Source organism: Thioalkalivibrio sp. ALJ4 (assembly GCF_000377225.1).
Lineage (GTDB): Bacteria > Pseudomonadota > Gammaproteobacteria > Ectothiorhodospirales > Ectothiorhodospiraceae > Thioalkalivibrio.
In genome coordinates this window covers 302,415-328,740 of record NZ_KB897920.1, presented here as the reverse complement: position 1 = coordinate 328,740, position 26,326 = coordinate 302,415, and the positions used below count along the sequence as shown (strand labels likewise).

General features: G+C 65.9%; 27 protein-coding genes. 17 read left to right on the top strand and 10 right to left on the bottom strand.

Going from position 1 to position 26,326, the window contains the following annotated elements:
* Nucleotides 1-113 precede the first annotated feature (113 nt).
* Nucleotides 114-929, top strand: a complete 816-nt coding sequence (locus C936_RS0113065) for a DUF3429 domain-containing protein (RefSeq protein ID WP_018174141.1) — start codon at nt 114-116, stop codon at nt 927-929.
* 30 nt (nt 930-959) lie between these two features.
* Nucleotides 960-1,613 (top strand): GTP cyclohydrolase I FolE, encoded by a 654-nt coding sequence (folE, locus tag C936_RS0113060; protein WP_018649318.1) that lies wholly within the window; start codon nt 960-962, stop codon nt 1,611-1,613.
* Nucleotides 1,614-1,658: 45 nt separating this feature from the next.
* On the opposite strand, the gene C936_RS0113055 is transcribed toward folE, so the two are convergent.
* Nucleotides 1,659-3,401, bottom strand: a complete 1,743-nt coding sequence (locus tag C936_RS0113055; RefSeq protein WP_018174140.1) for a uracil-xanthine permease family protein — start codon at nt 3,399-3,401, stop codon at nt 1,659-1,661.
* Nucleotides 3,402-3,726: 325 nt separating this feature from the next.
* On the opposite strand from C936_RS0113055, the gene C936_RS0113050 reads away from it, so the two are divergent.
* Nucleotides 3,727-4,335, top strand: coding sequence for a class I SAM-dependent methyltransferase (locus tag C936_RS0113050; RefSeq protein ID WP_018174139.1), 609 nt, complete (start codon nt 3,727-3,729; stop codon nt 4,333-4,335).
* Between the two features lie 92 nt (nt 4,336-4,427).
* Nucleotides 4,428-4,640 (top strand): YjfB family protein, encoded by a 213-nt coding sequence (locus tag C936_RS0113045; protein ID WP_018174138.1) that lies wholly within the window; start codon nt 4,428-4,430, stop codon nt 4,638-4,640.
* Nucleotides 4,641-4,748: 108 nt separating this feature from the next.
* Here the strand turns inward: C936_RS0113045 and C936_RS0113040 are convergent, their stop codons facing one another.
* From C936_RS0113040 to metG, 9 genes are all read right to left on the bottom strand, one after another.
* Nucleotides 4,749-5,441 (bottom strand): electron transport complex subunit E, encoded by a 693-nt coding sequence (locus C936_RS0113040; RefSeq protein ID WP_018174137.1) that lies wholly within the window; start codon nt 5,439-5,441, stop codon nt 4,749-4,751.
* 26 nt (nt 5,442-5,467) lie between these two features.
* Nucleotides 5,468-6,136: an electron transport complex subunit RsxG gene (gene rsxG, locus C936_RS0113035; RefSeq protein ID WP_018174136.1), complete on the bottom strand. Its 669-nt coding sequence runs from the start codon at nt 6,134-6,136 to the stop codon at nt 5,468-5,470.
* Nucleotides 6,129-7,190 carry an electron transport complex subunit RsxD gene (gene rsxD, locus C936_RS0113030; protein ID WP_018174135.1) on the bottom strand — a complete coding sequence of 354 codons (1,062 nt, stop codon included), beginning with the start codon at nt 7,188-7,190 and terminating at the stop codon, nt 6,129-6,131. The genes rsxG and rsxD overlap by 8 nt, the downstream gene beginning before the upstream one ends.
* Entirely contained in the window at nt 7,190-8,815 is a 1,626-nt protein-coding gene (gene rsxC, locus C936_RS0113025; RefSeq protein ID WP_018174134.1) for an electron transport complex subunit RsxC, read from the bottom strand. Before rsxC ends, rsxD begins: the two co-directional genes overlap by 1 nt.
* Before the next feature lie 32 nt (nt 8,816-8,847).
* Entirely contained in the window at nt 8,848-9,432 is a 585-nt protein-coding gene (rsxB, locus tag C936_RS0113020) for an electron transport complex subunit RsxB (protein ID WP_018138385.1), read from the bottom strand.
* Nucleotides 9,429-10,007, bottom strand: coding sequence for an electron transport complex subunit RsxA (rsxA, locus tag C936_RS0113015; protein WP_017925285.1), 579 nt, complete (start codon nt 10,005-10,007; stop codon nt 9,429-9,431). Before rsxA ends, rsxB begins: the two co-directional genes overlap by 4 nt.
* 171 nt (nt 10,008-10,178) lie before the next feature.
* Nucleotides 10,179-10,874: a hypothetical protein gene (locus tag C936_RS0113010; protein ID WP_018174133.1), complete on the bottom strand. Its 696-nt coding sequence runs from the start codon at nt 10,872-10,874 to the stop codon at nt 10,179-10,181.
* Nucleotides 10,871-11,491, bottom strand: a complete 621-nt coding sequence (mtnB, locus tag C936_RS0113005) for a methylthioribulose 1-phosphate dehydratase (protein ID WP_018174132.1) — start codon at nt 11,489-11,491, stop codon at nt 10,871-10,873. Before mtnB ends, C936_RS0113010 begins: the two co-directional genes overlap by 4 nt.
* Nucleotides 11,492-11,560: 69 nt before the next feature.
* The gene (gene metG / locus C936_RS0113000) at nt 11,561-13,597 is read right to left on the bottom strand and encodes a methionine--tRNA ligase (protein ID WP_018174131.1); all 2,037 of its coding nucleotides are present in this window, start codon (nt 13,595-13,597) and stop codon (nt 11,561-11,563) included.
* Between the two features lie 461 nt (nt 13,598-14,058).
* On the opposite strand from metG, the gene apbC reads away from it, so the two are divergent.
* The 13 genes from apbC to C936_RS0112935 all read left to right on the top strand — a co-directional run bounded on the left by apbC (nt 14,059) and on the right by C936_RS0112935 (nt 26,126).
* Entirely contained in the window at nt 14,059-15,150 is a 1,092-nt protein-coding gene (gene apbC / locus C936_RS0112995) for an iron-sulfur cluster carrier protein ApbC (protein WP_018138389.1), read from the top strand.
* Between the two features lie 29 nt (nt 15,151-15,179).
* Nucleotides 15,180-15,746, top strand: a complete 567-nt coding sequence (dcd, locus tag C936_RS0112990; RefSeq protein ID WP_018138390.1) for a dCTP deaminase — start codon at nt 15,180-15,182, stop codon at nt 15,744-15,746.
* Between the two features lie 30 nt (nt 15,747-15,776).
* Entirely contained in the window at nt 15,777-16,682 is a 906-nt protein-coding gene (locus C936_RS0112985) for a carbamate kinase (protein WP_018174130.1), read from the top strand.
* Nucleotides 16,683-16,792: 110 nt separating this feature from the next.
* Nucleotides 16,793-17,002, top strand: a complete 210-nt coding sequence (locus tag C936_RS0112980) for a fimbrillin family protein (RefSeq protein ID WP_018138392.1) — start codon at nt 16,793-16,795, stop codon at nt 17,000-17,002.
* 165 nt (nt 17,003-17,167) lie between these two features.
* On the top strand, nt 17,168-18,886 hold the full coding sequence (gene ilvB / locus C936_RS0112975) for a biosynthetic-type acetolactate synthase large subunit (RefSeq protein WP_018138393.1): 1,719 nt from the start codon (nt 17,168-17,170) through the stop codon (nt 18,884-18,886).
* Nucleotides 18,887-18,908: 22 nt separating this feature from the next.
* Nucleotides 18,909-19,403, top strand: a complete 495-nt coding sequence (gene ilvN / locus C936_RS0112970; protein ID WP_018138394.1) for an acetolactate synthase small subunit — start codon at nt 18,909-18,911, stop codon at nt 19,401-19,403.
* A gap of 91 nt (nt 19,404-19,494) precedes the next feature.
* The gene (gene ilvC / locus C936_RS0112965; protein ID WP_018138395.1) at nt 19,495-20,511 is read left to right on the top strand and encodes a ketol-acid reductoisomerase; all 1,017 of its coding nucleotides are present in this window, start codon (nt 19,495-19,497) and stop codon (nt 20,509-20,511) included.
* Between the two features lie 63 nt (nt 20,512-20,574).
* A complete protein-coding gene (locus C936_RS0112960; protein WP_018138396.1) occupies nt 20,575-21,243 on the top strand; it encodes a phosphatidylserine decarboxylase in 669 nt (222 codons plus the stop codon).
* Nucleotides 21,240-22,049 carry a CDP-diacylglycerol--serine O-phosphatidyltransferase gene (gene pssA, locus C936_RS0112955; RefSeq protein ID WP_018138397.1) on the top strand — a complete coding sequence of 270 codons (810 nt, stop codon included), beginning with the start codon at nt 21,240-21,242 and terminating at the stop codon, nt 22,047-22,049. The genes C936_RS0112960 and pssA overlap by 4 nt, the downstream gene beginning before the upstream one ends.
* Nucleotides 22,050-22,052: 3 nt before the next feature.
* Entirely contained in the window at nt 22,053-22,856 is an 804-nt protein-coding gene (locus C936_RS14355) for a uracil-DNA glycosylase family protein (protein ID WP_018993147.1), read from the top strand.
* A gap of 94 nt (nt 22,857-22,950) precedes the next feature.
* The gene (gene rimI / locus C936_RS0112945) at nt 22,951-23,430 is read left to right on the top strand and encodes a ribosomal protein S18-alanine N-acetyltransferase (RefSeq protein WP_026182202.1); all 480 of its coding nucleotides are present in this window, start codon (nt 22,951-22,953) and stop codon (nt 23,428-23,430) included.
* A 156-nt stretch (nt 23,431-23,586) separates the two neighbouring features.
* Nucleotides 23,587-24,390, top strand: coding sequence for a tetratricopeptide repeat protein (locus C936_RS0112940; RefSeq protein WP_018174128.1), 804 nt, complete (start codon nt 23,587-23,589; stop codon nt 24,388-24,390).
* 143 nt (nt 24,391-24,533) lie between these two features.
* Nucleotides 24,534-26,126 carry a peptide chain release factor 3 gene (locus tag C936_RS0112935; protein WP_018174127.1) on the top strand — a complete coding sequence of 531 codons (1,593 nt, stop codon included), beginning with the start codon at nt 24,534-24,536 and terminating at the stop codon, nt 26,124-26,126.
* Nucleotides 26,127-26,326 lie beyond the last annotated feature (200 nt).

The window sequence follows — 26,326 nt, the reverse complement described above, 5'->3', positions numbered from 1 at the left end:
GCGGAGGGTGCAGCGATGCGTAGGGGTAGTCGGTTGCTTGTGGTGATAGAGCTGTTGTGGGCAGGCCTGACGTCCGAGGACCGGCGTTCGCGCGCCGCGATCGAGGCCGCGTTATGAACGACACCGCCCAGGCCATGAGCGGCTGGCCTGCCGAGGTGCGCCAGGCACTGGTCGAGCACGAGGTCGTCGCGATCACCTCCGGGCTGTCCGATGTGCGCGATGCTGTGGCCCTGCTGGATGCAATGCTGCCCGGTCGCTGGGTGCGCCTGGAGTGGGGCATGGGCTCTGCTCACAACCGCGAGCAGTTTCATGCCCTGCAGCAGGCGACCGGGGCCGATGTATTGCCCTATTTCGTTGCGCGGGACGGTGCAATCGGGGGGCTCCCCGAATTGCGTGAGTACCTCGGTGCGCGGGCTGTCGCGGCCGGGGCCAACCGAGGTCCGCGTGACGTCGCGGAACGGGCAGGGCAGACGCAACAGTCCCAGGAAGCCTCGGCACCGATGCTTCAGGTGCTGGGATACGGAGGTCTGATCCCCTTTGTGGTCCTGGGCTTCGGGGCCTGGATGGCCCAGCCGGAATGGCAGGTTTTCGCGCTGGAGGCCCTGGCGTTTTATGGTGCCGTCATCCTGTCGTTTCTCGGAGCGATCCACTGGGGCCTTTACCTGGCGGATCGTGAGCACCGGGTGGGCCCGCTATCGGCACCCGTGTGGGCGGTGGTCCCGGCGATCCTCGCCTGGCTGGCGTTGCTGCAACCGCTGCCCGAGGCGCTGATGACCCTGGCCGCGCTGTTTTTGGGGGCGCTGTGGGTGGACCGGTTGAGCCTGCGTGGGCGGCCGTTGCCGCGCGGGTACCTGGGACTGCGCATGGCGCTGACTGCGGGGGCTATCGTTTCGCTGGCCTCCGGGCTGGCCGTTATCATGGTGCGCTGACGCGCCCGCACGCCCCTAGGAATGCCGAAGATGGCACAGAACAAGGACCTATCGATGCAAGCAGATGCCCGTACCGCGGACGAACCCGTGACCAGCGCAGCCGATGGGCGGCCGCTGCCGGCCCCCGAGGCCCTGGCCCGTCATTATCGCGAGATCCTCGCCGGCCTGAATGAAGACCCGAACCGCGAGGGTTTGCTGGATACGCCGATGCGGGCGGCCAAGGCGATGCAGTACCTGACCCGGGGCTATCACCAGGACCTCGACACGATCGTCAACGGCGCGCTGTTCAGCTCCGACAACGACGAGATGGTGCTGCTGCGCGATATCGAGCTGTACTCGCTGTGCGAGCACCACCTGCTGCCGATTATCGGCAAGGTGCATGTCGCCTACCTGCCGAATGGCAAGGTGATCGGCCTCTCCAAGATCGCGCGGATTGTCGATATGTTCGCCGCGCGCCTGCAGATCCAGGAAAACATGACGCGGCAGATCGCCGAGGCCCTGAAGCAGGTCACCAATGCCAAGGGCGTGGGCGTGGTCGTGGACGCTAAGCACATGTGCATGACCATGCGCGGGGTGGAGAAGCAGCACTCCTCGATGGCGACGTCGATGATGCTGGGTGCCTTCCGCGAAGATGCGCGTACCCGTCGCGAGTTCCTCAACCTGATCCACGGCTCCCGCGACTGAACCGCTGGCGGCGGGGCCCTGAACCGGCGAACCGGCGTCGAGTGATTACATCGGGCGCAGCGGGATACTGAACGAGATGTAGTTGACCCCGGCCATGCGCAGGTGTCGCACATCCTGCGCGAGGCTATTCAGCAGGTACAGCCCCAGTTCGCGCAGGGACTGCTCGTCGTTGTGACCCCATTGCCGGGCCTTGCGCAGCGAGGCCTCGTCGACTTCGGCCGCCGCACTGCGGTCGATCATCTCCACCGCGAGGTGTTCGCCCTCGCGTTCCAGACGGACATCCACCGGGCGGCTGCGCCCCGGCTCGCTGGCGGCCTGTTCGGACAGGTGCATGAACACCTCTTCCAAGGCCACCTGCAGCTTGACGGACTGCTTCTCCGGCAGACTCAGGCTCTCGCCGAACTCCCGCGCCATGGCCTGGATCTGCGGCAGGGATTCGGCCTCGGGCGCGAAGGTGCTGCGGCGTCGTGGGCGCGGGCGCAGGTTGAAGATCAGGCTGATGGCGACCGCGACGGTGCCGCCCGTGGTCACGCTGTTGTTCATGAACGGCCCCAGCGCGTCCGGGATCAAGTGATGGAAGAACAACTGGTTCTGGAACAGGAAGCCGGTGGAGAACGCCACGCCGATGATCAGCCCGCTCTGGTAGCTCAGGCCGTCCTGTGCGCACAGGCGAATGCCGGCCACGAACAGCAGCGCCAGAAGGATCAGCAGGAAGGCTCCGAAGACCGGGCCGGGGAGCGAGATCATCACCATGTTGAGTTTGGGGATGAGTGCGACCAGGGCGAGGAAGCCGGCGAAGTAGTAGCCGACGCGCCGCGCAGCCATGCCGGTCAGCTCGATCGAGGACACGCCGATCCCGTAGGTGGTGTTCGGCAGCGTACCCAGGCCGCCGGCGATCATGTTGCCGACCCCGTCCGCATAGAGGCCGCCGCGCACGCGGTCGTAATCAACCTTGCGCGGGGTCCGGTGGGAGTTGCGTTGCGCGACCATGGTGTCGCCCACCGACTCGACCGATCCGACCAGCGTGACGATGATGAAGGTCAGAAGTAGTGTGAACCAGGCGGTCGAGAACTCGAAGGTGAAGCCCGGCCATTCCAGTGGCGGCAGACCCAGCCAGGCGGCGTCCGCGACCCTGGAAAAGTCCGTGATGTTGAATGCAACCGCCACCGCGACGCCAACCCCGAGCCCGATGATGGGTGCCCAAAGGCGCAGCATGCGACCGCCGAAGATCGCCAGCAGGATGGTGAAGCCGAGCGTAAACAGGGCGACGACCAGGGCGCGCCAGGTGCCCTCGTACTCGCCTTCTCCATGCATCATGTCGGCCGTGGACGGGATCACGGTCAGCACCAGCAGCATGATCACGACCCCGCTGACGGTCGGCGTTATGATGCGCCGGAACAGACCCAGGTAGCGGGCGAACAGTAACTGTGCGGGTGCGGACAGGATGGCCAGCGTCGCGACCAGCGCCATGCCGCCGACCATGGCCGCCTCGATGCCGACGGCCAGATACGCGGTCGAGGTGCCCATGAAGATCAGGTAGCCCGAACCGACCGGCCCGACGCGACGAACCTGGACCAGCGTGGCGAGCGCACTGCCGATGAGTGCGGCAAAGACGGTCCACTGGGTGGCGGCCAGGTCGAGGCCGATGGTGCGCGCCAGAATCAGGGGCGCGAGGATAATGGTCGGGGCGACCAGGATCAGACTCTGAAGGGCGCTGAGCGCGCATTTCCCGACCGGCGGATGGTCATCCACCTCGTAGAGAATCTTCGATTGCGAGGGTTCGGTCATTGCATCACCGCGTGGGGAGCACGAAAGCGCCGAATCGTATCAGGGTAAGGGGGGAGTGACCGCGCAGGCGTGAGTCAGGCGTTGGCCCGCGCCGACCCCGGTCGTGGGCCCGGACAAAAAAATGGCCCGGTGGGAGTCCGGGCCGAACGTTCAGACAACCGTGTGATGGAGTCTTCTAGTCTGAACGGCGGAACTGCGGCGGCCGTTGCCAGGCGCCGATTTTTCCGCTCTTGCCTCGGTGGACAGGGGTGTTGCCCACAGGTTCCTTCCGGATTCGGGCATCACGCGAACGCGTTCACACTTTGCGGCGCGTAGAATGGTTTCCATGCGCGGAGTGGAACAGATTCCCTGGCTTTATGACGCTCTGATGGGGCTGGCGGACGCGCTTGGATTCCGTGGCTGGCGCCGGCGTCTCGTCGTGAGGGCACGGGGTCGCGTCCTCGAGCTGGGCTGCGGCACGGGCCGCAATCTTCCTCTGTATTCCGACCCGACGCAGCTCGTCGCGCTCGATCCAGACCTGGCGGCCCTGCATCGGGCACGTGAACGCGCACCCGGGGCGCTTTTTGTGGTCGCCCGGGCCGAGGCATTGCCATTTGCCGATGGACAGTTCGACACGGTCGTCTCGGGGCTGGTGTTCTGTTCGGTTCAGGACCCGGAGCGGGGGCTGGGGGAGATCCTCCGTGTGCTGGGCGCCGAGGGCCAGTTACGCATGCTCGAGCACGTGCGGCACCGGCGCCCGAGCCTGGCCTGGGTACAGGATCGCGTACAGCCGACCTGGACCTGTGTGACCGGGGGCTGCCACCCGAACCGTGATACCGAGGCCGCGGTGGAGCGCGCCGGGTTCGCGATCGAGGCAGAGGATCGCGAGTCGCGCGGGGTCATGCGGCGCTTCGTGGCCCATCCAAAAAAATTCGAGGCGAACTCTAAAGTCTGAGCATGCGTGGTCGTCACCCCGGGAGAGCCAGGTCCGAGTTGGTGTTAATTACACCCGGCGGGCTGGCTCTACATTCGAATCAGGAGTGAACGATGGATGCCAGTGCGATTGCCAGCCAGGCCACGCAGATGAGCCAGCAGAGTATCGCAGCGCAAAAGGATGTGGCGGTGCAGAAGAAGGCCATGGAATCGGAAGAGATGGCGGCACAGGGCCTGTTGCAGGCCATGCCGAACATCAGCGAGATGCAGGCGACCTCCCAGGGCCTGCCCGACCACGTGGGCAATAACGTCGACACGACCGCCTGATTGCCCATACGGTCACTCAGGGGAACACTGATCAGTGGTTCCCTTAACGCCCCGCCGGAGCGCCCCGGTGGGGCGTTTTCGTTGATGGGGCCTGTACGGTCCGTCTGATCAGGTGGTCTCGGAAGCCTCGGCGCGGGATTCGTCGGCAGCGGGCTCCGGCTCGGTCGCCGTGTGCTGGTCGATCCAGTTCTTGGCGGCGATCAGCAGGCCCATGGCCATGAACGCGCCAGGCGGCAGCAGGGCCAGCAGGAAGCCGTGCTCGGACGGGAAGATCTGGATGGTCATCGCGTGGCCCCACTCGCCGAACAGCAGGTGGGCGTTGTCCATCAGCGTGCCCTGGCCCAGGACCTCGCGCAGTGCGCCCAGCGCAATCAGTACGCCGGTAAAGCCCAGCCCCATCATTAGACCGTCCAGCGCGGCGCGCGGGACCGAGTTGCGCGAGGCGAATGCCTCGGCGCGGCCGATGATCGCGCAGTTGGTGACAATCAGCGGGATGAAGATGCCGAGGATCAGGAACAGGCCGTGGAACCAGGCGTTCATCGCCAGCTCGATCGCGGTCACGATGGAGGCGATGATCAGCACGTAGACCGGGATGCGGATCTCCGGGCGGGCGTGGCGGCGGATCATCGAGACCAGCACGTTCGACAGCAGCAGCGTCAGGGTGGTCGCGATGCCCAGGCCGATGGCGTTGACCATGGTGCCGGAGATTGCCAGCAGCGGGCACAGGCCGAGCAGCTGGACCAGGCCCGGGTTGTTGTTCCACAGGCCGTCACGAATGATGTCGGTCAGGGTCGGGTTCATCGGTCGTCCTGTTCCGAGTACATGGATCAGTCGTTCCCTATCGGTTCGACCACCGCACCTTCCTCTTCCTCCGGCGAGGTCGAGAGCAGGTCGTCGCGGTAGTCGTCGAAGTATTCCAGTGTGCGGCGGACGGCGCGAACCACCGCACGCGGGGTAATGGTGGCGCCGGTGAACTGGTCGAACACGCCGCCATCGCGGCGCACCGCCCACTCGCCAGGCTCGGGGTCGCCCAGGGAGCGGCCTTCGAAGCCATGGATCCAGTCGGAGCGCTCGGCCTCGATGGCATCGCCCAGCCCCGGCGTCTCGCGATGGCTGGAGACGCGCACGCCGAGCAACTCACCGTCGCGGTCGACGCCGATCAGCAGATGGATGTCGCCGCTGTAGCCGTCGCGCGCGACCGCCGAGAACACGATGCCCATGACGTTGTCGTCTGCGTCGCGGGCGAACCACGCCGGCAGGTTGTCGCCTCCCAGACGCTCGTCGCTCAGGGCCATCGTGTCGTGCACCGGGTCATTGGCGTAATCGAGATCGCCGGTGAGCTCCGCGATGCGGTTGCGGTTGACCTCCATGCGGTTGTCCGCGATGCGCGCCTCGGTGCCTTCCTGCACCAGCGCGACCAGCCCGGCGCCGGCCGCTGCAAAGCCGGCCAGCAGGACGGTGGCGATCAGGATATCGCGCGGTTTCAGGTTAAGCATGACCGTCGCCTGGCGGCGGCCCGCCGCGGCTGCGCCCGAAGACTCGGGGTCGCGTCAGGTGGTCGAGCGTCGGGGCGACCATGTTCATCAGCAGTACGGCAAAGGCGACCGCGTCCGGGTAGCCGCCCCAGGTCCGGATCACGAAGATCAGCACGCCGATCCCGGCCCCGTAGAGGATGCGGCCGAGCGGGGTGGTGGAAGCGGAGACCGGATCGGTGGCGATGAAGAAGGCGCCGATGATGACCGCCCCGGAGAACACGTGGAAGGCGGGCGAGGCGAACGAGTCCGGGTCCAGCAGCCAGAAGAAGCCGGCCGGGATGGCCACGCCCAGGATGACCGCCACCGGGATGTGCCAGTGGATGATACGGCGGAACAGCAGGTACAGCCCGCCGAGCAGGAAGAAGTTGCCGACCCATTCCCAGCCCGTCTCGGTGAAGGTGCCGAACAGCGGGCTGGCGGTGATCTCGCCCACGGTTCGCCCGGAGACCAGCCCCTCACGCATCGCATCGAGTGGTGTCGCGCGCGTGACCGCGTCCCACGCCTGGGCGCCGGGGAGGCTGCCGGTCAGGACGGTCTGCAGGGTCTGCAGCAGGTTCAGCGGGGATTCCGGCAGCGTGCTGGGGGCCGGCCAGAGCGCCATTTCGCGCGGGAACGAGACCAGCACGACGACATAGCCGACCATCGCGGGGTTGAACGGGTTGTAGCCCAGCCCGCCGTACAGGTGCTTGGCGACGATGATCGCGAACGCGATCCCGATCAGCGTGACCCAGAACGGCGCCAGTGGCGGGATTGCCAGCGCGAACAGCCAGCCGGTAACGATCGCGGAGTTGTCCGCCAGCGTGGCCATGACGGGCCGCTTGCGCGCGGCGACCATCGCCGCCTCGAAGGCCACCGCGAACAGCACGCCCAGCAGCACGTTGACCAGCACGCCCCAGCCGAAGAACCAGGTCATGGCCAGCGTGCCGGGCACCAGCGCCATCAGCACCTGCTGCATCACGCCGCCCACGGAGTGCGCCGGGATCACATGGGGGGAGGATTGCGTACGAAAGCGCATCAGCGGCCGTCCCCGTCCCGGGTGTTGTCTGTCGTGGAGGTTGCCTCGCCGGTCGTCTCCGAGCCGGACGCCTGATCGCTGTCCTTCGCGGGCTCTTCCGCGCGGGCGGCCTTTTTCTTCTGGGCGCGTTCCAGTGCCGCCTGGATCGCGGCCTGCTTGTCGCCGTCACTTTCCTTGTTCTTGAGCGCGGCCTTCTTCTTCGCCAGGCGTTCGGCCTTCTCGCGCTCCTCGCGCTCGATGCGCTCCTGGCGGAACTCGTAGCGCTCGCGCGCGATGTCCGACTTCTGGCGTTCCTTCTCCCGCGCCCAGATCTCGTTCTTGGCATAGCGGTAGTACTGCACCAGCGGGATGTTGCTGGGGCAGACATAGGCGCAGCAGCCGCATTCGATGCAGTCGAACAGCCCGTAGTCCTGGATCGCGTCGAAGTCCTTCGCCTTTGCCTGCCAGTAGAGCTGTTGCGGCAGCAGCTGGGCCGGGCAGACGGCCGCGCACTCGGCGCAGCGGATGCAGGGCATGACCGGGCCGGGCGCGGGCGTGTCCTGGGGGCGCGTGGCGAGCAGGCAGTTGGTGGCCTTGATCACTGGCATGGAGTCGTCGTGGACCGCGAAACCCATCATCGGGCCGCCCATCACCAGCCGGTCGACGCCTTCGGCATAGCCTCCGGCCGCCTCGATCACGTCGGCGAACGGGGTGCCGAGCAGGGCCTCCACGTTGCGCGGGTGTTTCACGCCGGGGCCGGTGACCGTGACGATGCGGGACAGCAGCGGGCGGCCCTGGATCACCGTGTCGCAGATCGCCTTGAAGGTGCCTGGATTGTGGCAGACCATCCCGAGATCCGCAGGCAGGCCGCCGCTCGGGACCTCCTGGCCGGTCAGTACCTTGATCAGCTGGCGCTCGCCCCCGGTGGGATAGATCGAGGGGACCGATACCAGCTCGATCAGATCGCGCAGCTCGGGGGGCAGGGTCTCGGTCAGCGAGCGCATCGCCTCCGGCATATTGTCCTCGACCGCGAACAGCACCCGCTCCACGCCCAGCAGGCGGGCGGTAATGCGAATCCCTTCGAACACCGCCTCGGGGGCGGTGCGCAGCAGCATGTCGTCGGCGCTGATGTAGGGCTCGCACTCTGCCCCGTTGACGATCAGTGTGTGGATGCGCTGGCCGGCGCGCGGGTTCAGCTTGACCGCTGTGGGGAAGGCCGCGCCGCCCAGCCCGACGATCCCTCCGGCGCGCAGGCGCTGGCGCAGCGCGCGCAGGTCGCGGGTATCCCAGTCCAGCCAGGGTTCCATGCGGGCCTCGCCCCAGTCGTCGCGCCCATCGGGCTCGATGACCACGCAGGGGGCATTGAGGCCCGAGGGGTGGGGTACGGGGTAGAGGTCGATATCGACCACCTCGCCGGAGGTGGGTGCATGCACGTGCGCCGCGATGTAGCCCTTGGACTGGCCGATGCGCTGGCCCTTGGTCACGTGGTCGCCGACCTGGACGCAGGCTTCGGTCGCCTCGCCGATATGCTGGCCAAGCGGTACGGTCAGTTTCGCGGGCACGCCCATCACCAGCACCGGATTGGCGGTACTGGCGTCGGTCTCATCGGCCAGTTTCAGGCCTCCATGGAAGCGGTGCAGCTGCATCGGCGTATTCTAACGTTTCGCGGGTGCGGGGCTTAGTGCCCGCTGCGCGAGACGTCCGCAATCGCGTAAATGGGCCGCTCGATGGGCGAGGGTTCCGGCTCCGCCCAGCGCCACTCGGTGATATCGGTCTGGACCGGCACCATGTCGATGCAGTCGACTGGACAGGGTTCGATGCACAGTTCGCAGCCGGTGCATTCCTCCTCGATCACGGTATGCATCTGCTTGGCTGCGCCCAGGATGGCGTCCACCGGGCAGGCCTGGATGCACAGGGTGCAGCCGATGCAGATGTTTTCGTCGATCACCGCGACGGCCTTTTCCTGTTCCTCTTCTTCCAGCGGGGTCGGCTCGCGGTCCAGCAGGTCCGCCAGCGCCTGGACCGTGGCCTGGCCACCGGGCGGGCAGCGGTTGATGTCGGCCTCGCCTGCAGCGATCGCCTCGGCATAGGGGCGGCAGCCGGGGTAGGAGCACTGGCCGCACTGGGTCTGTGGCAGCAGGGCGTCGATCTGGTCGACGACGGGATCCGCCTCGACGCGAAAGCGCTGTGCGGCAAAGCCGAGGATCAGTCCGAACGCGGCGGCCAGACCGCCGATCGCGAGGATGGCGTAGACGACACTCACAGCCGCACCAGCCCGGAGAAGCCCATGAACGCCAGCGACATCAGGCCCGCGGTGACCATGGCGACCGCGCTGCCGCGAAAGACCACGGGCACATCGGCCACCGCGATGCGTTCACGAATGGCGGAGAACAGGATCAGCACCAGGGAGAAGCCGACCGCGGCGCCGAAGCCGTAGAGCGCGGATTCGACGAAGTTGTGTGCCTCCTGGACGTTCAGCAGGGCCACGCCCAGCACCGCGCAGTTGGTGGTGATCAGCGGCAGGAAGATGCCCAGCACGTTGTAGAGCAGCGGGCTGGTCTTGCGCACCACCAGCTCGGTGAACTGGACCACGGCGGCGATCACGAGGATGAACGCGATGGTGCGCAGGTACTCGAGCCCCAGTGGGGTCAGCAGGTATTCGTTGATCACGTAGGAACTGACCGCGGACAACGTCAGCACGAAGGTCGTGGCCAGGCCCATGCCGGTGGCCGTCTCGACCTTGCGCGAGACCCCCATGAACGGGCACAGGCCCAGAAACTTCACCAGTACGAAGTTGTTCACGAGGATCGTACTGATGAGGATCAGGACGTATTCCACGTTAATTCCGAGTCGTCAGGTCAACAAAATAGTATCAGGGACTGCTTATCCCGACTCAACCCTTCCGGGGCGCTGGTTTTGCGTGGGAGCGGGCCTGCCCGCGAAGCCCCTGCAATAGCCGGACCTTGGCGGGCGGCATTCGCGGACAGGCTTGCCCCTGCAGGATAGAGTCTAGTCGCCTGCCGGGATGAGCGATTCCAGGCTGCGCAGTGGGTGTTGGTCGGTAGCCGCCGGGTCGGTGAACGGGCGGGCGGTCTGCAGCCAGGCCTGGTGTGCGGCATCCAGCTCCTCGCCGCGCACCGACAGCAGCATGATCGCCTCCGGCGCGATGCCGATCTCGTCGGCCAGACGGCGGTAGCTGCCGGCATCGCGGCGACCGCCGATGCGGGTGTCAAACAGCCCGGTCAGACGCTGCTCCACCTCCGGATACGGGCCGTGACGCAGCCAGTCGCGCTGGACCGGGGCCGGGCTTGCACCAAAGCTGTACAGGGCCACGCCGGCATCGTCCAGCGCCATCAGGGCGCGGGCCGTGTCGTCCGACAGCTCAGGGCGCAGCATCGAGGCCTCCAGGGCGTCGGCCCAGATCAGCCCCTGTAGCTGGCGCAGGGGCGTGATGTCCTGTCCGCCGCGAATCCAGGCGCGGATCTGCGCGAGCAGCCCGTCGACGTCCAGCTCGCGGCCGGAATAGGCGAGGATATCCGCGAGCACGCGTTGCACCGCGGTACTCTCCGCGTGGCGCTCGAGAAAGCCCGGCAAGGCCTCCAGGGAATAGGGCTCGAGCGTGTCGCGCAGTACGCCGGGCGGCGCCAGCACCCCCTCGAACGCGAGGATCAGGGCCTGGGGCGCGGGATTCGGTGACATGTTCATCGGCTCATCTGGTGTGCAAGCGTCTCGCACTGGAACATGAATTCGAAGGCCTCGACCCGGTGCAGTGCCAGCTCCACGCTCGCGCCCCAGGTATAGAGGCCGTGGCCGCCGATCAGGAACCCGGCGAGATTCGGCTCGCGGGTCATGGCGGCGTCGACCCGCGCGGCCAGTTGCTGTACGTCGGGGTCGTTCGCGAACACGGGCAGGTCCAGGCCCCGGGCGGGATTCTTCACGCCGGGCAGTTCGCGCAGGACCTCGTAGTCGCGCAGGGCAAGCGTGCCGGGGAACTGGCGCGACAGTACGGTCGCATGTACGGAATGCGTGTGCAGCACGGCGCCCAGCTGGGCATCGTGGCGGTACATGATGATGTGCAGGAAGGTCTCCGGGGCCGGCTCTTCGCTGCCGGCGACCACGTGGCCGTCGAGATCGACCACCAGGAAGTCGTGGCGGTCGAGAAAGCTCTTCTCGCGATTGGGCGCGGTGACGGCGATATGCCGGTCGTCCAGGCGCGCGGAGAAGTGGCCGGTGCGCGCGGGCAGCCAGCCGCGCGCCGAGAGATCGCGGCCTGCTTCGGCCAGCAGGCGTACCTGCGCCAGGAATTCGGGGCTTTGGTCCATGCGTCCGGGTATCGACAAAAGAGCGGCAGCTTACGCGAGCCGTGGGTGCAAATCCATGACGCGGGCGGCCTATTTGACCCGCATCCCGGCTTGGGCGCCGTCGTCCGGGTTCAGGATGTACAGCTCCGAGCCGCCGGGGCCGGCCGCCAGGACCATGCCCTCGGATACGCCAAAGCGCATCTTGCGCGGCGCGAGGTTGGCCACCATCACGGTGTGCCGGCCGACCAGGTCCTCCGGCGCGTAGGCCGACTTGATCCCGGCAAACACCTGGCGCGTCTCCGAGCCGATATCGAGGGTGAGCTTCAACAGCTTGTCGGCACCTTCCACGTGCTCGGCACTGACGATGCGGGCGATGCGCAGGTCCACCTTTGCAAAGGTGTCGAAGTCGATGGTCTCGGCGATGGGGTCCACGTCGGGCTCTGCTTCGGTGCTGGGGGTGGGCGTTTGCGCGGTCGCGGCCAGGGTAGCCTTCGAGGCCTCCAGCAGCTTGTCGACGGTCTCGCCTTCGATGCGGGTCATCAGCGGCTTGAACTTCTCGATCGAGCCCCCGACCAGCGGCGCGCGCGTGTCCCAGGCCAGGCGGTCCAGCCGGAGGAAGGCCGCAGCGTCGGCCGCCAGTCGCGGCAGCACCGGGGCGAGGTAGACGATCAGGATGCGGAACAGGTCCAGGCCCTGGGTGGAGATGGCCTGTACCTCGGCCTCGCGGCCCTCCTGCTTCGCCAGCACCCAGGGCTGGGCCTCGTCGATGTACTGGTTGGCCTGATCGGCCAGCGCCATGATGCGGCGGATGGCCTGGGCGTATTCGCGGTTCTCGAACGCGGCCGCGATGGCGTCGCCCTCGGCGACGAAGGCCTCGTGCAGGTCCGGACGTGGCAGCTCGGCCGCCAGCTCGCCGTTCGAGCGCTTGGTAATGAAGCCGGCGCAGCGGCTGGCGATGTTGACCAGCTTGCCGACCAGATCGGAGTTCACACGCTGGACGAAGTCGTCCAGGTTGAGGTCGAGGTCGTCGACCCCGGCACCCAGCTTGGCGCCGAGGTAGTAGCGCAGGGATTCGGGGTTCAGGTGGTCCAGGTAGTCGCGCGCGCGGATGAAGGTCCCGCGCGATTTGGACATCTTCTGCCCGTTGACGGTCAGGAAGCCGTGGCAGAACACCGCGCTGGGCGTGCGAAAGCCCGCGCCGTGCAGCATCGCCGGCCAGAACAGCGTATGGAAGTACGCGATGTCCTTGCCGATGAAGTGATACAGCTCGGCATCGGAATCCGCGCCCCACCAGGCATCAAAGTTCAGGCCCTGCTTCTCGGCGTAGGCGCGAAAGCTCGCCATGTAGCCGATCGGCGCGTCCAGCCAGACGTAGAAGTACTTGCCCGGGGCGTCGGGGATCTCGAAGCCGAAGTAGGGGGCATCGCGCGAGATGTCCCAGTCGGTCAGGCCCGCATCGAACCACTCGTCGAGCTTGTTGCGGATCGCGTCCTGCAGGCGGCCGGAGCCGGTCCATTCGCGCAGGAAGGCCTCGAAGTCGCCGAGTTTGAAGAAGTAGTGCTCGGACTGGCGCGACTCGGGACGGGCGCCGCTGATCGCGGAAACCGGGTCTTTCAGGTCCAGCGGGCTGTAGGTGGCTCCGCAGGCCTCGCAGGAATCGCCGTACTGCTCCTCGGCGCCGCAGTTGGGGCAGGTGCCCTTGATGAAGCGGTCGGGCAGGAACATCCCGGCCTCGGGGTCGTAGGCCTGGTCGATGGTGCGCGTCTCGATGTGCCCGGCGTCGCGCAGCGCGGTGTAGATGTGGGCGGCCAGTTCGCGGTTTTCGTCCGAGTGGGTCGAGTGGTAGTGGTCGAAATCCACCAGGAACTCGCTGAAGTCGGCCTCGTGCTCCTGGCGTACGCGCGTGATCAACTCTTCGGGTTCGATGCCCTCGGCGCGGGCCTTCAGCATGATCGGCGTGCCGTGGGCGTCATCCGCGCAGACGTAGATCACCTCGTGGCCGCGCGCACGCTGGAAGCGCACCCAGATATCGGTCTGGATGTACTCGACCAGGTGCCCCAGATGGATCGGCCCGTTGGCGTAGGGCAGGGCGCTGGTGACCAGGATCTTGCGCGGCGTGTCAGTCATCGTCGGACTCGTGCGTCGGTAGCGGCGGGCGGTGGCATGCAGGGGCGCTATTGTCGGGGCTGCCAGCCGGGTTGTCGAGGCGTGGAAAAGTCCGTCACGGGCTTTTCCACAGAAGCTGTGGATAACTCTGTGGGCAACCCAGTGGAATTCATCGTCAGGCCTTGTCACGCAAGGGCCTTGTACAGATTGGTCAAAAAACGTTCAATTTCTTTTTATGCCTAAAAAACAAATACATGAAGGTTCTTTGTGTAGTGCTTTCGGTGTTTTGGCTGCTATCTGGGGCGTTTTCAGGGGCAGCGAAGATTCATGTGTATAAAAGTCGCGAATAGGGGTTGACAGATCATCTGTGGCGCCTCTTGCGGCATGGGTAAAGGGCTGGCGTGTGGTGGTGCCATTGGCGTGCTGATTGCGGCCCAGTAGAATCGCGCGATCACTCCCAACTGCCGGATGGAACGAACGCCATGGCCGAACTCTCGCGCGAGCAGATCGAAAACGCCCTGAAGACCGTTCAGGACAAGTACCTGGAGCAGGACTTGGTGGCCGCCGGTGCGGTCAAGGACATCCGTGTGGAGGGCGCACGGGCGGCCATCACCCTCGAGATGGGCTACTCCGCGAGCGGCTATCACGACGAGCTGCGCGCCGCGATCCAGGGGGCGCTGGCCGGCGTCGCCGGGCTGGAGTCCTCCGAAGTGACGATCACCACCAGGGTGACCGCCCACGCGGTGCAGAAGAGCCTGAAGCCGATGCCCGGCATCAAGAACATCATCGCTGTGGCCTCCGGCAAGGGCGGGGTGGGCAAGTCCACCACCGCGGTCAACCTGGCCTTGGGCCTGGCGGCCGAAGGCGCGCAGGTCGGCATCCTGGATGCGGATATCTATGGCCCCAGCCAGCCGCGCATGCTGGGCATCAAGGACCGCCCGGAGTCGAAAGACGGCAAGTCCATGGAGCCGCTGGAACGCCACGGCGTGCAGGCGATGTCCATCGGCTTCCTGATCGACGAGGACACGCCGATGATCTGGCGTGGCCCGATGGTCACCCAGGCCCTTGAGCAGCTGCTGAACGAGACCAACTGGAAGGATCTCGACTACCTGGTGATCGACCTGCCGCCGGGCACCGGCGACATCCAGCTGACCCTGTCGCAGAAGATCCCGGTCTCCGGCGCGGTGATCGTCACCACCCCGCAGGACATCGCACTTCTGGATGCGCGCAAGGGCCTGCGCATGTTCGAGAAAGTGGAGGTGCCGGTACTGGGCATCATCGAGAACATGAGCATTCATATCTGCTCGAGCTGTGGCCACGAGGAGCACATCTTCGGCCAGGGCGGTGCCCAGGGCATGGCCGAAGAGTATGGCGTGGACATGCTCGGCGCGCTGCCGCTGGATATTCGCATTCGCGAGCAGGCCGATGGTGGTGAACCGACCGTGATCGCCGATCCGGACGGCCGCATCACAGAGATCTATCGCGAGATCGCCCGCCGTACCGGCGCCAAGCTCGCGGAGCAGGCGAAGGACTACAGCAGCAAATTCCCCAATATCGTCATCCAGAACAACTGATCCGGCGATCACAACCAGGGACAGGGCAGATGAGCATCAAGTCGGACCGCTGGATCCGGGAGATGGCCGAGACGAAGGGCATGATCGAGCCCTTCGAGCCCGGTCAGGTCCGCTATCGCGACGAGCAGCGCATCGTCTCCTACGGCACGTCCAGCTATGGCTATGACGTGCGCTGCTCGGAGCACTTCAAGATCTTCACCAACATCAACTCGAGCATCGTCGACCCCAAGGGCTTCGACGAGGGCAGCTTTGTGGACGTGCACTCCGATGTCTGCATTATCCCGCCCAACTCGTTTGCGCTGGCCCATACGGTCGAGTACTTCCGCATCCCGCGCGACGTGCTGACCATCTGCCTCGGAAAGTCGACCTACGCGCGCTGCGGCATCATCGTGAACGTGACCCCGCTGGAGCCCGAGTGGGAAGGCCATGTGACGCTGGAGTTCTCCAACACCACGCCGCTGCCGGCCAAGATCTACGCCAACGAGGGCGTGGCGCAGATGCTGTTCCTGCAGTCCGACGAGGTTTGCGAGACCTCCTACAAGGACCGCGGTGGCAAGTATCAGGGCCAGCGCGGCGTAACACTGCCCCGCACCTGACGCACTCACCCCTCTGCCAAGGAGGCCGCCATGCGCATCGTGATCGCGCTGGGCGGAAACGCCCTGCTGCAACGCGGCGAGATCCCGTCGGCCGAGGCCCAGCGGCGCAACGCCCGTGCCGCGGCGCGGGCTGTCGCCGCAGTCGCAAACGAGCACGAGGTCGTTGTGACCCACGGCAATGGCCCGCAGGTGGGCCTGCTCGCCAGCCAGGCGGAGGCCGACTCCATCCACTGGCCACTGGATGTGGTGGGCGCCGAGAGCCACGGGATGATCGGCTACATCCTTGCGCAGGAACTGCACAACGCCCTGGGCCATGACCGGATTGCCAGCCTCCTGACGCAGACCGAGGTCGACCCGGACGATCCGGCGTTCGCCCGCCCCGAGAAATTCATCGGCCCGGTCTGGGGTGAATCCCGGGCGCGTGCACTGGCCGAGGCACGCGGCTGGGATATCGCCCGCGACGGTGACGGCTGGCGGCGCGTGGTGGCCTCGCCGGAGCCGCGGAAGGTGCTGGGCGTGGAGGCCGTACGGACCCTGGTCGACGGCGGGTCCCTCGCGATCTGTGCGGGCGGTGGCGGTGTGCCGGTCGCGCGAGACGCTGAGGGAAGGCTGTACGGTATCGAGGCGGTGGTGGACAAGGACCTGACCGCCGCACGCCTCGCAGTGGAACTGGGCGCGGACTGGCTGTTGATGCTGACGGACGTCGACGGCGTCTACTGGAACTGGGGCGAGCCTGACGCCACGCGCTTGAAGGCATTGCTGGTGAGCGCGGTCGACCCCGCGTCGTTCCCGGCCGGTTCGATGGGCCCGAAGATGGAGGCCGCGCGGCGCGTCGCGGAATACGGTGCCCGTGCCGGGATCGGGGCGCTCGAGGACGCTGCCGCGATTATTGCGGGGCGGGCCGGGACGCGGATACTGCCGGTTGGGATGTCGTAGGGTCCGGGCCCGCGCGGGAATCAGCGTCTCGCCGTGGTGGATTGTTGCCAAGCCATTGGCGCCACGGCAAGCTCGCCAGTTCACGCCCCTGTCTTGCAAGGAAGAATGCTATGTACCGCCATGCCCGAATCACTGGATTCCTCGTTCTGTCGGTTGCCGCCACGCTTGTGCTGGCCGGTTGCGGAGGCGAGGAAGAAGAGGTGAACCCGCCGCAAGGGCTGGAACAGCAGATGGCGCCGCAGGACATGTCCAGCGACGATGCCCGCCGCCCGACCAATCCCGGTCTGCCCGCGGCGGACGTGAAGAAGTCGGACGACTGAAGCCGGCTGTCTGCACAATGCTGGGCCGCCTCCCGGGATGGCTTTTCCGCACCCCGGTGCTGGGAAAAATCGTCATTTCATATTAGGATGTTGGGCTATTTTGATTCCTGCTGGGTGATCCCGTCACGATCACGCACGAGCCCTTAGGTAAGGAAGTCGACCACCATGTCCGAGACCTCAAGTTCCTCCACCGCCATCACCGGCGCCGAAATCTTCTGCCGCAGCCTGCAGGCCGAGGGTGTCGATGTCGTATTCGGGTATCCCGGCGGGGCGGTACTGCACATCTATGATGCGCTGTATCGCCAGGACAAAGTCTCGCACGTACTGGTGCGTCACGAGCAGGGTGCGGTGCACGCGGCCGAGGGCTATGCCAAGTCCTCCGACAAGCCGGGTGTCGCGCTGGTCACCTCCGGCCCCGGTGCGACCAATGCGATTACCGGGATCGCCGATGCCTACATGGATTCGGTGCCGCTGGTGGTGTTCACCGGCCAGGTGCCGACCAGCCTGATCGGCAACGATGCCTTCCAGGAAGTGGATACCGTGGGGATTACCCGCCCCTGCGTGAAGCACAACTTCCTGGTCAAGGACGTGAAGGACCTGGCGACCACGATCAAGAAGGCCTTCTACGTGGCGACCACCGGCCGCCCCGGTCCCGTGGTCGTGGATATCCCGAAGGATGTGACCGCGGCGAGCTGCGAGTTCGAATATCCCGAGTCCATCCACATGCGCTCGTACAACCCGACCTTTGGCGGCTATACAGGCCAGATCGACAAGGCGGTGGACCTGATCCTGTCGGCGAAGCAGCCGATGATCTACACCGGCGGGGGCGTGATCCTGGGCAGGGGTTCCGAGGCACTGACCGAGTTCACCCGCAAGCTGGGCTACCCGATCACCAACACCCTGATGGGGCTGGGTGGCTATCCGGCGTCGGACAAGCAGTTCCTCGGCATGCTGGGCATGCACGGGACCTACGAGGCCAACATGGCCATGCACCACGCCGACGTGCTGATTGCGATCGGCGCGCGCTTCGACGACCGCGTGACCGGCAACATCGAGAAGTTCTGCCCGCACGCGAAGATCGTGCATGTCGATGTCGACCCATCCTCGATTTCCAAGAACGTGAAGGTCGACGTGCCCATCGTTGGCGAGGTGGAGCCGGTGCTGCGCGAGCTGATCAAGGCGCTGGACGCCGCCAACGCGAAGCCGGACCCAGCGGCGCTGGATGCCTGGTGGAAGCAGATCCGCGAGTGGCAGTCGCAGGACTGCCTGAAATACGACCGCGAGTCCGAACTGATCAAGCCGCAGTACGTGGTGCAGAAGTTCTGGGAGCTGACGCAGGGCGATGCCTTCGTGACCTCCGACGTCGGCCAGCACCAGATGTGGGCCGCGCAGTTCTACGGCTTCGACAAGCCCAACCGCTGGATCAACTCGGGTGGCCTGGGGACGATGGGCGTGGGCCTGCCGTTTGCGATGGGCGTGCAGTTCGCGCACCCGGACGCGACGGTCGGCTGCATCACCGGCGAGGCCAGCATCCAGATGTGCATCCAGGAGCTGTCGACCTGCTACCAGTACCAGCTCCCGATCAAGATCCTGAACCTGAACAACCGCTACCTGGGCATGGTCCGGCAGTGGCAGGAATTCTTCTACCAGGGCCGTTACGCGATGTCCTACATGGACGCGCTGCCGGACTTCGTGAAGCTGGCCGAGGCGTATGGCCATGTGGGCATGCGTATCGACAAGCCGGGCGACGTCGAGGGCGCGATCAAGGAGGCCCTCGCGCAGAAGGAGCGCCTGGTGTTCCTGGACTTCCTCACCGACCAGTCCGAGAACGTCTATCCGATGATCCCGGCCGGCGCCGGCCAGAACGAAATGATCCTGGTCTGAACCGGGTACAGGGAAGAGCCGTATGCGTCATATCATCAGTGTCCTGCTGGAAAACGAATCCGGTGCCCTCTCAAGGGTGGCCGGCCTGTTCTCCGCGCGTGGCTACAACATCGAATCGCTGACCGTCGCGCCGACCGACGACCCGTCGCTGTCGCGCATGACCATCGTCACCAGTGGCTCCGACGAGATCGTCGAGCAGATCACCAAGCAGCTGAACAAGCTGGTCGACGTGATCAAGCTGCTGGACATGACCGCTCACCCGCACATCGAGCGCGAGATGGCATTGGTCAAGGTGCGCGTCGGCGAGGCCGCCGACCGTGAAGAGGTCAAGCGCCTTACCGATATCTTCCGCGGTCGCATCATCGACGTGACCCAACAGACCTACGTGATCGAGATCACCGGCGAGGGCTCCAAGCTGGATGCCTTCCTCGAGGCTGTCTCGCCGTTCCCGGTGCTGGAAGTCGTGCGCTCGGGCGTGATGGGCATCGCCCGCGGCGACGTCGCGCTGCAGCTGTAATCGTCTTCGTTTTCGTCCGTGCCGGCCAGGCACGGGCTTTTTATTCGTCATCGGCCCCCTGGCGGGGCCTGTTGCCAAGGAAATGACTGCCATGAATCTGTATTACGACAAAGACGCCGACCTCTCCATCATCCAGGGCATGAAGGTCGCGATCATCGGCTACGGCTCGCAGGGCCACGCCCATGCGAACAACCTGAAGGATTCCGGTGTGGACGTGACCGTGGGCCTGCGCGACGGCTCCGCCTCGCGCGCCAAGGCCGAAGAAGCTGGCCTGAAGGTCGCCGATGTCGACGCCGCGACCGCCGGCGCCGACCTGATCATGGTGCTGGCCCCGGACGAATACCAGGCCGCCCTGTACCGCGACGTGCTGGAGCCGAACCTGAAGGAGGGTGCGACCCTGGCGTTTGCCCACGGCTTCGCGATCCACTACAACCAGATCGTGCCGCGCAAGGACCTGGACGTGATCATGATCGCGCCGAAGGCCCCGGGCCACACCGTGCGCTCCGAGTTCGTGCGTGGCGGCGGCATCCCCGACCTGATCGCGATCCAGCAGGACGCCTCCGGCAAGGCCCGTGACATCGCGATGTCCTACGCCTCCGCGATCGGCGGCGGCCGCACCGGCATCATCGAAACCACCTTCAAGGACGAGACCGAGACCGACCTGTTCGGCGAACAGGCCGTGCTCTGCGGCGGTGCGGTGGAACTGGTCAAGGCCGGCTTCGAGACCCTGACCGAGGCCGGCTACGCCCCGGAGATGGCCTACTTCGAGTGCCTGCACGAGCTCAAGCTGATCGTCGACCTGATGTACGAGGGTGGCATCGCCAACATGAACTACTCGATCTCCAACAATGCCGAGTACGGCGAGTACGTGACCGGCCCGCAGGTGATCAACGAGGAGTCGCGCTGGGCGATGCGCGAGGCGCTGAAGAACATCCAGAACGGCGAGTACGCCAAGCAGTTCATCCTGGAAGGCGCGATGAATTACCCGTCGATGACCGCCAACCGCCGCCTGAACGCGGCCCACGAGATCGAGCAGGTGGGCGAACGCCTGCGTGCGATGATGCCGTGGATCAAGGCCAACCAGCTGGTCGACAAGTCCCGCAACTGATCCGTCGGGGCGACCCGGGGCACAGACCCCGGGTCGCGCACCCGCACCCCCTCCGAGAACCCCATGCTGTTTCCGCTTGCCCCCGAAGGCCGTCTGTTCGTGATCATCTCCGCCTGGATGGCGGTGATCTCGCTGCTAGTCGGGGAGGCGGAGCTGGGCCTGTTCATGGTGCTGCTGACCGTGGCGCTGATGGGGCTTTTCCGCGACCTTCGGCGCAAGGCGGCGGCCCCCGCGCTGGGCGTGATTGCCCCGGCCGATGGCACGGTGGAGGCGATCGACGAGACGACCGATCCGTTCACGGGCAAGTCAGCCCTGCGGATCCGCATTCGTCAGCGACGCCTGGGGGAATACAACGTCCATGCCCCGCAGGAATCGAAGGTGGTGGAGCGGGTCTGGCCGGGTAAGGAGACGGATAGCCCGCCGGACGGGCAGCTCGATCACCGCCTGGCATTTGCGCTGGCGACCGACGAGGGCACGCGCCTGACGCTCGCGTTGTCGGTCAATCACTGGCCGCGCATGATCCGCCTGCAGAATGTGGTGCCCGGGAATCGACTCGGGCGCGGCAAACGCATGGGTTTTGCCGGGTTCGGTGCTACCTTCGAGGTCTGGCTGCCGGCCGGGTCGCAGGTCATGGCCCAGGTCGGCCAGAAGGTGCTGGCGGGCTCCACCGTGATCGGTGGGCTGCCGGAGGCCAGTGGCGACGAGGAAGCGACCGTGGAGGTGCTGGAGTGACGCCGGATGACGAGAGATCAAGCGATATCGACGAGATGAACGGGGCCGACGAGCGGCACGAGGGCCGTTCCCGGCGTCGCCGCGGGATCTTTCTGCTGCCCAACCTGTTCACGACCGGGGTGCTGTTCTCCGGCTTCTTCGCGATTGTCTCCGCGATCAATGGCGAATTTACGACCGCCGCGATCGCGGTGTTCGTGGCCATGGTCCTGGATACCCTCGATGGCCGCGTGGCGCGTATGACGGACACGCAAAGCGAGTTCGGGGCGCAGTACGACTCGCTCTCCGACCTGGTCTCCTTCGGCGTGGCCCCGGCCCTTGTCGTGTACCTGTGGCAGCTGCAGGATCTGGGCAATCTCGGCTGGGTGGCGGCCTTCTTCTTTGCCACGGCCGCGGCATTGCGTCTCGCGCGCTTCAACAGCCGACTGGCCGTGGTCGACAAACGTTTCTTCCAGGGGCTGCCGAGCCCTGCCGCCGCCGCGCTGGTGGTGGGGATGGTCTGGGTGCTCGAGGATCTTGGCATTCCGGCGGATCTGGCCGATCCTTACGTGGTGGCGATCCTGATCGTGACGGTTCTGGCGGGTGCGGCGATGGTCAGCAATCTGACCTACTTCAGCTTCAAGGACATGGACTTCAAGCATCGGGTGCCCTTCCTGGCGATCGTCGGGGTGGTGGGCGCACTGATGCTGCTGGCGCTGGATCCGCCCAAGGTCCTTTGGGCGGGCTTCGTGATTTACGCCCTGTCCGGACCCCTGCTGACGCTGGAGCGCTGGCGCCGCCACCGTCGCCGTACGCCCTCGGGGGATTGAGGCGTGGACCTGTCGGCGCGCAAACGCCGTATCCTGGCCGATATGGGGATCCCCGTTTGGCGTGCCCGGGACGGCGCCTTTCCTGGCGTGCCGGCCGCAGCCCCGACCGTCGAGCCTCCCACTGGCCCGCTGATGCCCGAGGCCGCGTCGGCTCAAGCGACCAGTGCGCCCCCCGAGACACCCGAGATACCCGAGCCGCTCGTGCCCCCCGCGAGCGGGCCGCTGGAAGTCGAAGTTGCGGCTCTGGACTGGCCCGAGCTCGAAGCCCGTGTGCGCGACTGCACGGCCTGCGCCGAACTGGCGGCCCAGCGTACGCAGACCGTGTTTGGCGTGGGCGACCGCCGTGCCCGGTGGCTGTTCGTGGGCGAGGCACCCGGGGCCGAGGAAGACCGCCGAGGCGAACCGTTTGTCGGGCGTGCCGGCCAGTTGCTGGACAGCATGCTCGCCGCGCTGGGACTCGATCGACGGCAGGATGTCTTTATCGCGAATGTCCTCAAGTGTCGTCCGCCGAACAACCGCGACCCCAGTCCGGAGGAATCCCGGGCCTGCCGTGGCTTCCTGGACCGGCAGATCGCACTGGTGCAGCCGGAGGTGATCGTGGCGCTGGGGCGTGTCGCCGCCCAGCAACTGCTGGAGACCGACCAGCCGCTGGGATCCCTGCGGGGCAGCCTGCACCGGTATCGTGAGGTCCCGCTGGTCGTGACCTATCATCCGGCCTACCTTTTGCGGAAGCCGCAGGACAAGGCCAGGGCCTGGCAGGATCTGCAGCGCGCGCGGGCCTGTCTGACGAGTGCGCCCGGAGGGTAACCCTGCAGAGTGTAGGTGTTAGGGAACGCAGCGAACGCGGACTCGCCTATATGTTCAGTCCAGGTAATAAACTCAGGAGATCCAGCCCGACGCCATGAGTGCCGAGCCGCAAGTACAACCCCGGATGCGCCGCATGCTGGCCGAGGATGTCGAGTGTGTGATGGGCATCGAGCGCGAGGCGTATCACTATCCGTGGACCGCGCGCATCTTCGAGGACTGCATCCGGGTCGGATACGACTGCTGGGTGCTGGAGGTGGATGAACGCCAGGTGGGACACGCCGTGCTGACCGTGGCGGCCGGCGAGGCGCATCTTCTGAATCTGACCGTGGACCGACGCTGGCAGGGCTACGGGCTGGGTCGCTTCATGCTGCGTCGCCTGCTCGACTATGCCTGCGACCAGAGGGCCGAGGCCCTGCTTCTGGAGGTGCGTCCCTCCAATGTCGCGGCGGTCCAGCTTTATCGTTCGGAGGGTTTCGAGCACATCGGCACCCGGCCGCGCTACTACCCGTTGCACAGCGGCCGCGAGGATGCCTGGGTGCTGAGTTGCCGTTGCGACGCCCCGGCCGGGGCGTGACGCGACACAGTGTGACGTCCGCCACGTTTTTTCGGCGTTCGGAGGGCGTTTTGCGGCCAGCGGTTCTCGTACCCGTGGACGGGTTTTGCGCGCGGATGGGGGGCGGTCTATGATCGTAACCGGCATTGATGCCGGAATTCCCTGCGAGGCTGCCCCATGTCCCGATCCCTGCGTGCGTTGTTTTTCTCTCTTCCCCTGACATTGCCCCTGGCCTTTGGGGTCGGTGCGGCTCAGGCCCAGGATTTCGGCTACGACGAAGTCGAGCGGCAACAGGAGTTGCTCGGCGTCTGGTACGAGATTCGTGAAGGCAACGCCCAGCGCGGTGACACCCGCGCCATGTTCGACGTGGGTATGGCCAACTATGTCGGCCGTGGCACTGACGTGGATTACGACGCGGCGCTGCACTGGTTCGCGCGTGCGGCGGACGACGACCATGCGGGCGCCCACTACTACCTTGGTTTCATGTTTGCCGCCGGCCGTGGCACGGCTGCCGATGAAGACAAGGCCCTCGAGCACTACACCCGCTCGGCCGAACTCGGCTACGCCAATGCGCAGTACTGGCTGGGCAGCCACTATGCCCGTAACGAGCAGTCGAATGGCGAGGCCCTGGAGTGGCTGGGCAAGGCGGCCGAGCAGGGCCAGGTTTCGGCCAAGTACTACTACGGCTTCCTGCACGAGACGGGTCGCGGGACGAACCGGAATCCCGGTGAGGCCGCCCGCTGGTACACCAAGGCCGCGGAGCGAGGCGATCGTAATGCGCAGATCGGTCTCGGGCGCCTGCACCAGAACGGACAGGGCGTGGAGCGTGATCTGGTCGAGGCCTATGTCTGGTATTCCCTGGCCGAAGACCGTGAACGCATGGAAACCGTGAAGACGCGCATGAGCCAGCGTGATCTGGACCTGGCCCAGAGCCGGCTGGACGAACAGTCCTCCGCGATCCAGCGAGCCTCTGCACGCTAGTCGCCCTTCCATTACGCAGGGTCAATGATATAACGGCCCCGGATCTTGATCCGGGGCCGTTTGCATTTCGGGGCACCGGGAAACGCAACGCCTGCCCCGTTTTCGCGTTAAACTCCCGCGCTTCACTCAGGCGACCCAAGACCATGTCCTTTCTCGAGGAAACCGCCCGGCGCCGGACGTTTGCGATCATCTCGCACCCGGACGCGGGCAAGACCACCATGACCGAAAAGCTCCTGCTGTACGGCGGCGCGATCCAGCTCGCCGGTACGGTCAAGGGGCGCAAGGCGTCGCGCCATGCCACCTCCGACTGGATGGAGATGGAAAAGCAGCGCGGCATCTCGGTGACCTCCTCGGTGATGCAGTACCCCTACAAGGGCCGCATCGTGAACCTGCTGGACACCCCCGGGCACGCGGACTTCTCCGAGGACACCTACCGCACCCTGACCGCAGTGGACTCCGCGCTGATGGTGATCGACGCGGCCAAGGGTGTGGAAGAACGTACCATCAAGCTGATGGAGGTCTGCCGGCTGCGCGACACGCCGATCATGACCTTCGTCAACAAGATGGACCGCGAGGGCCGTGACCCGATCGAACTGCTCGACGAGGTCGAGGAGGTGCTGAAGATCCAGTGCGCCCCGATCACTTGGCCGATCGGTTCCGGCAAGCGCTTTCGCGGTGTCTACCATATTCGCCGCGACGCGGTGCACCTGTACGACCCGGAAGAGGGCGGCAAGAAGTCCACTGGCGAGATCATCGAAGGGCTGGACAATCCGCGCCTGGACGAGGTGCTCGGTGCGCAGGCGGCGGAACTGCGGGACGAGATGGAGCTGGTGCAGGGTGCCTCGCACGAGTTCGATCAGCAGGCCTACCTGCGTGGCGAGCAGACCCCGGTGTTCTTCGGCTCCGCGATCAACAATTTCGGCATTGAGGAGCTGTTGGACGACTTCGTCGAGTTTGCCCCGGGACCGCTGCCGCGGCCGACCCATTCGCGCAAGGTCGAGCCCACCGAGGAGAAGTTCACCGGCTTCGTGTTCAAGATCCAGGCGAACATGGACCCGAAGCACCGCGACCGCATCGCCTTCATGCGCATCTGCTCCGGCACCTTCGACAAGGGCGCGAAGCTGCGCCACGTGCGCATCGGGCGCGACGTGAAGATCCCCGATGCGCTGACCTTCATGGCCTCGGACCGCGAGCATGTGGAGACCGCCTACCCGGGCGACATCATCGGCATCCACAACCACGGCACGATCCGCATCGGGGACACCTTCACCCAGGGCGAGGAGCTGACCTTTACCGGCGTGCCCAACTTCGCGCCGGAGCTGTTCCGGCGCGCGCAGCTGAAGGACCCGTTGAAGATGAAGCAGCTCGCCAAGGGCCTGCAGGAGCTGTGCGAGGAGGGCGCGACCCAGCTCTACCGCCCGCTGATCAACAATGATCTGATCCTGGGCGCGGTTGGCGTGCTGCAGTTCGACGTGGTCGCCGAGCGCCTGCGCACCGAGTACAAGGTGGAGGCGCAGTTCGAGAACGTGAACGTCCAGACTGCACGCTGGGTCGAATGTGACGATCCGAAGAAACTCGAGGAGTTCAAGGAGAAGGCCGCGGCCAACCTGGCGATCGACCACGGCGGCGATCTGGTCTATATCGCCCCGACACGGGTGAACCTGCAGATGGCGCAGGAGAAATGGCCGGAGATCCGCTTCGAGGCCACCCGCGAGCACGGACAGCCAACGGAGTAGGGGCGCCCCCGGAGCCCTGCGTTGGCACCGTCATCGCGAGGAGCGTAGCGACGTGGCGACCTCTATCCTAAACCAGTGGTTCGTGGCTTGATGCCAGCTTGTGATGATTGCCACGGCGCCTGCGACGCCTCGCAATAAAGGTGCATACGACCGACGCCGGAGGGATGCATGGCACGAATACTTCGATGGATGTCCGTAGT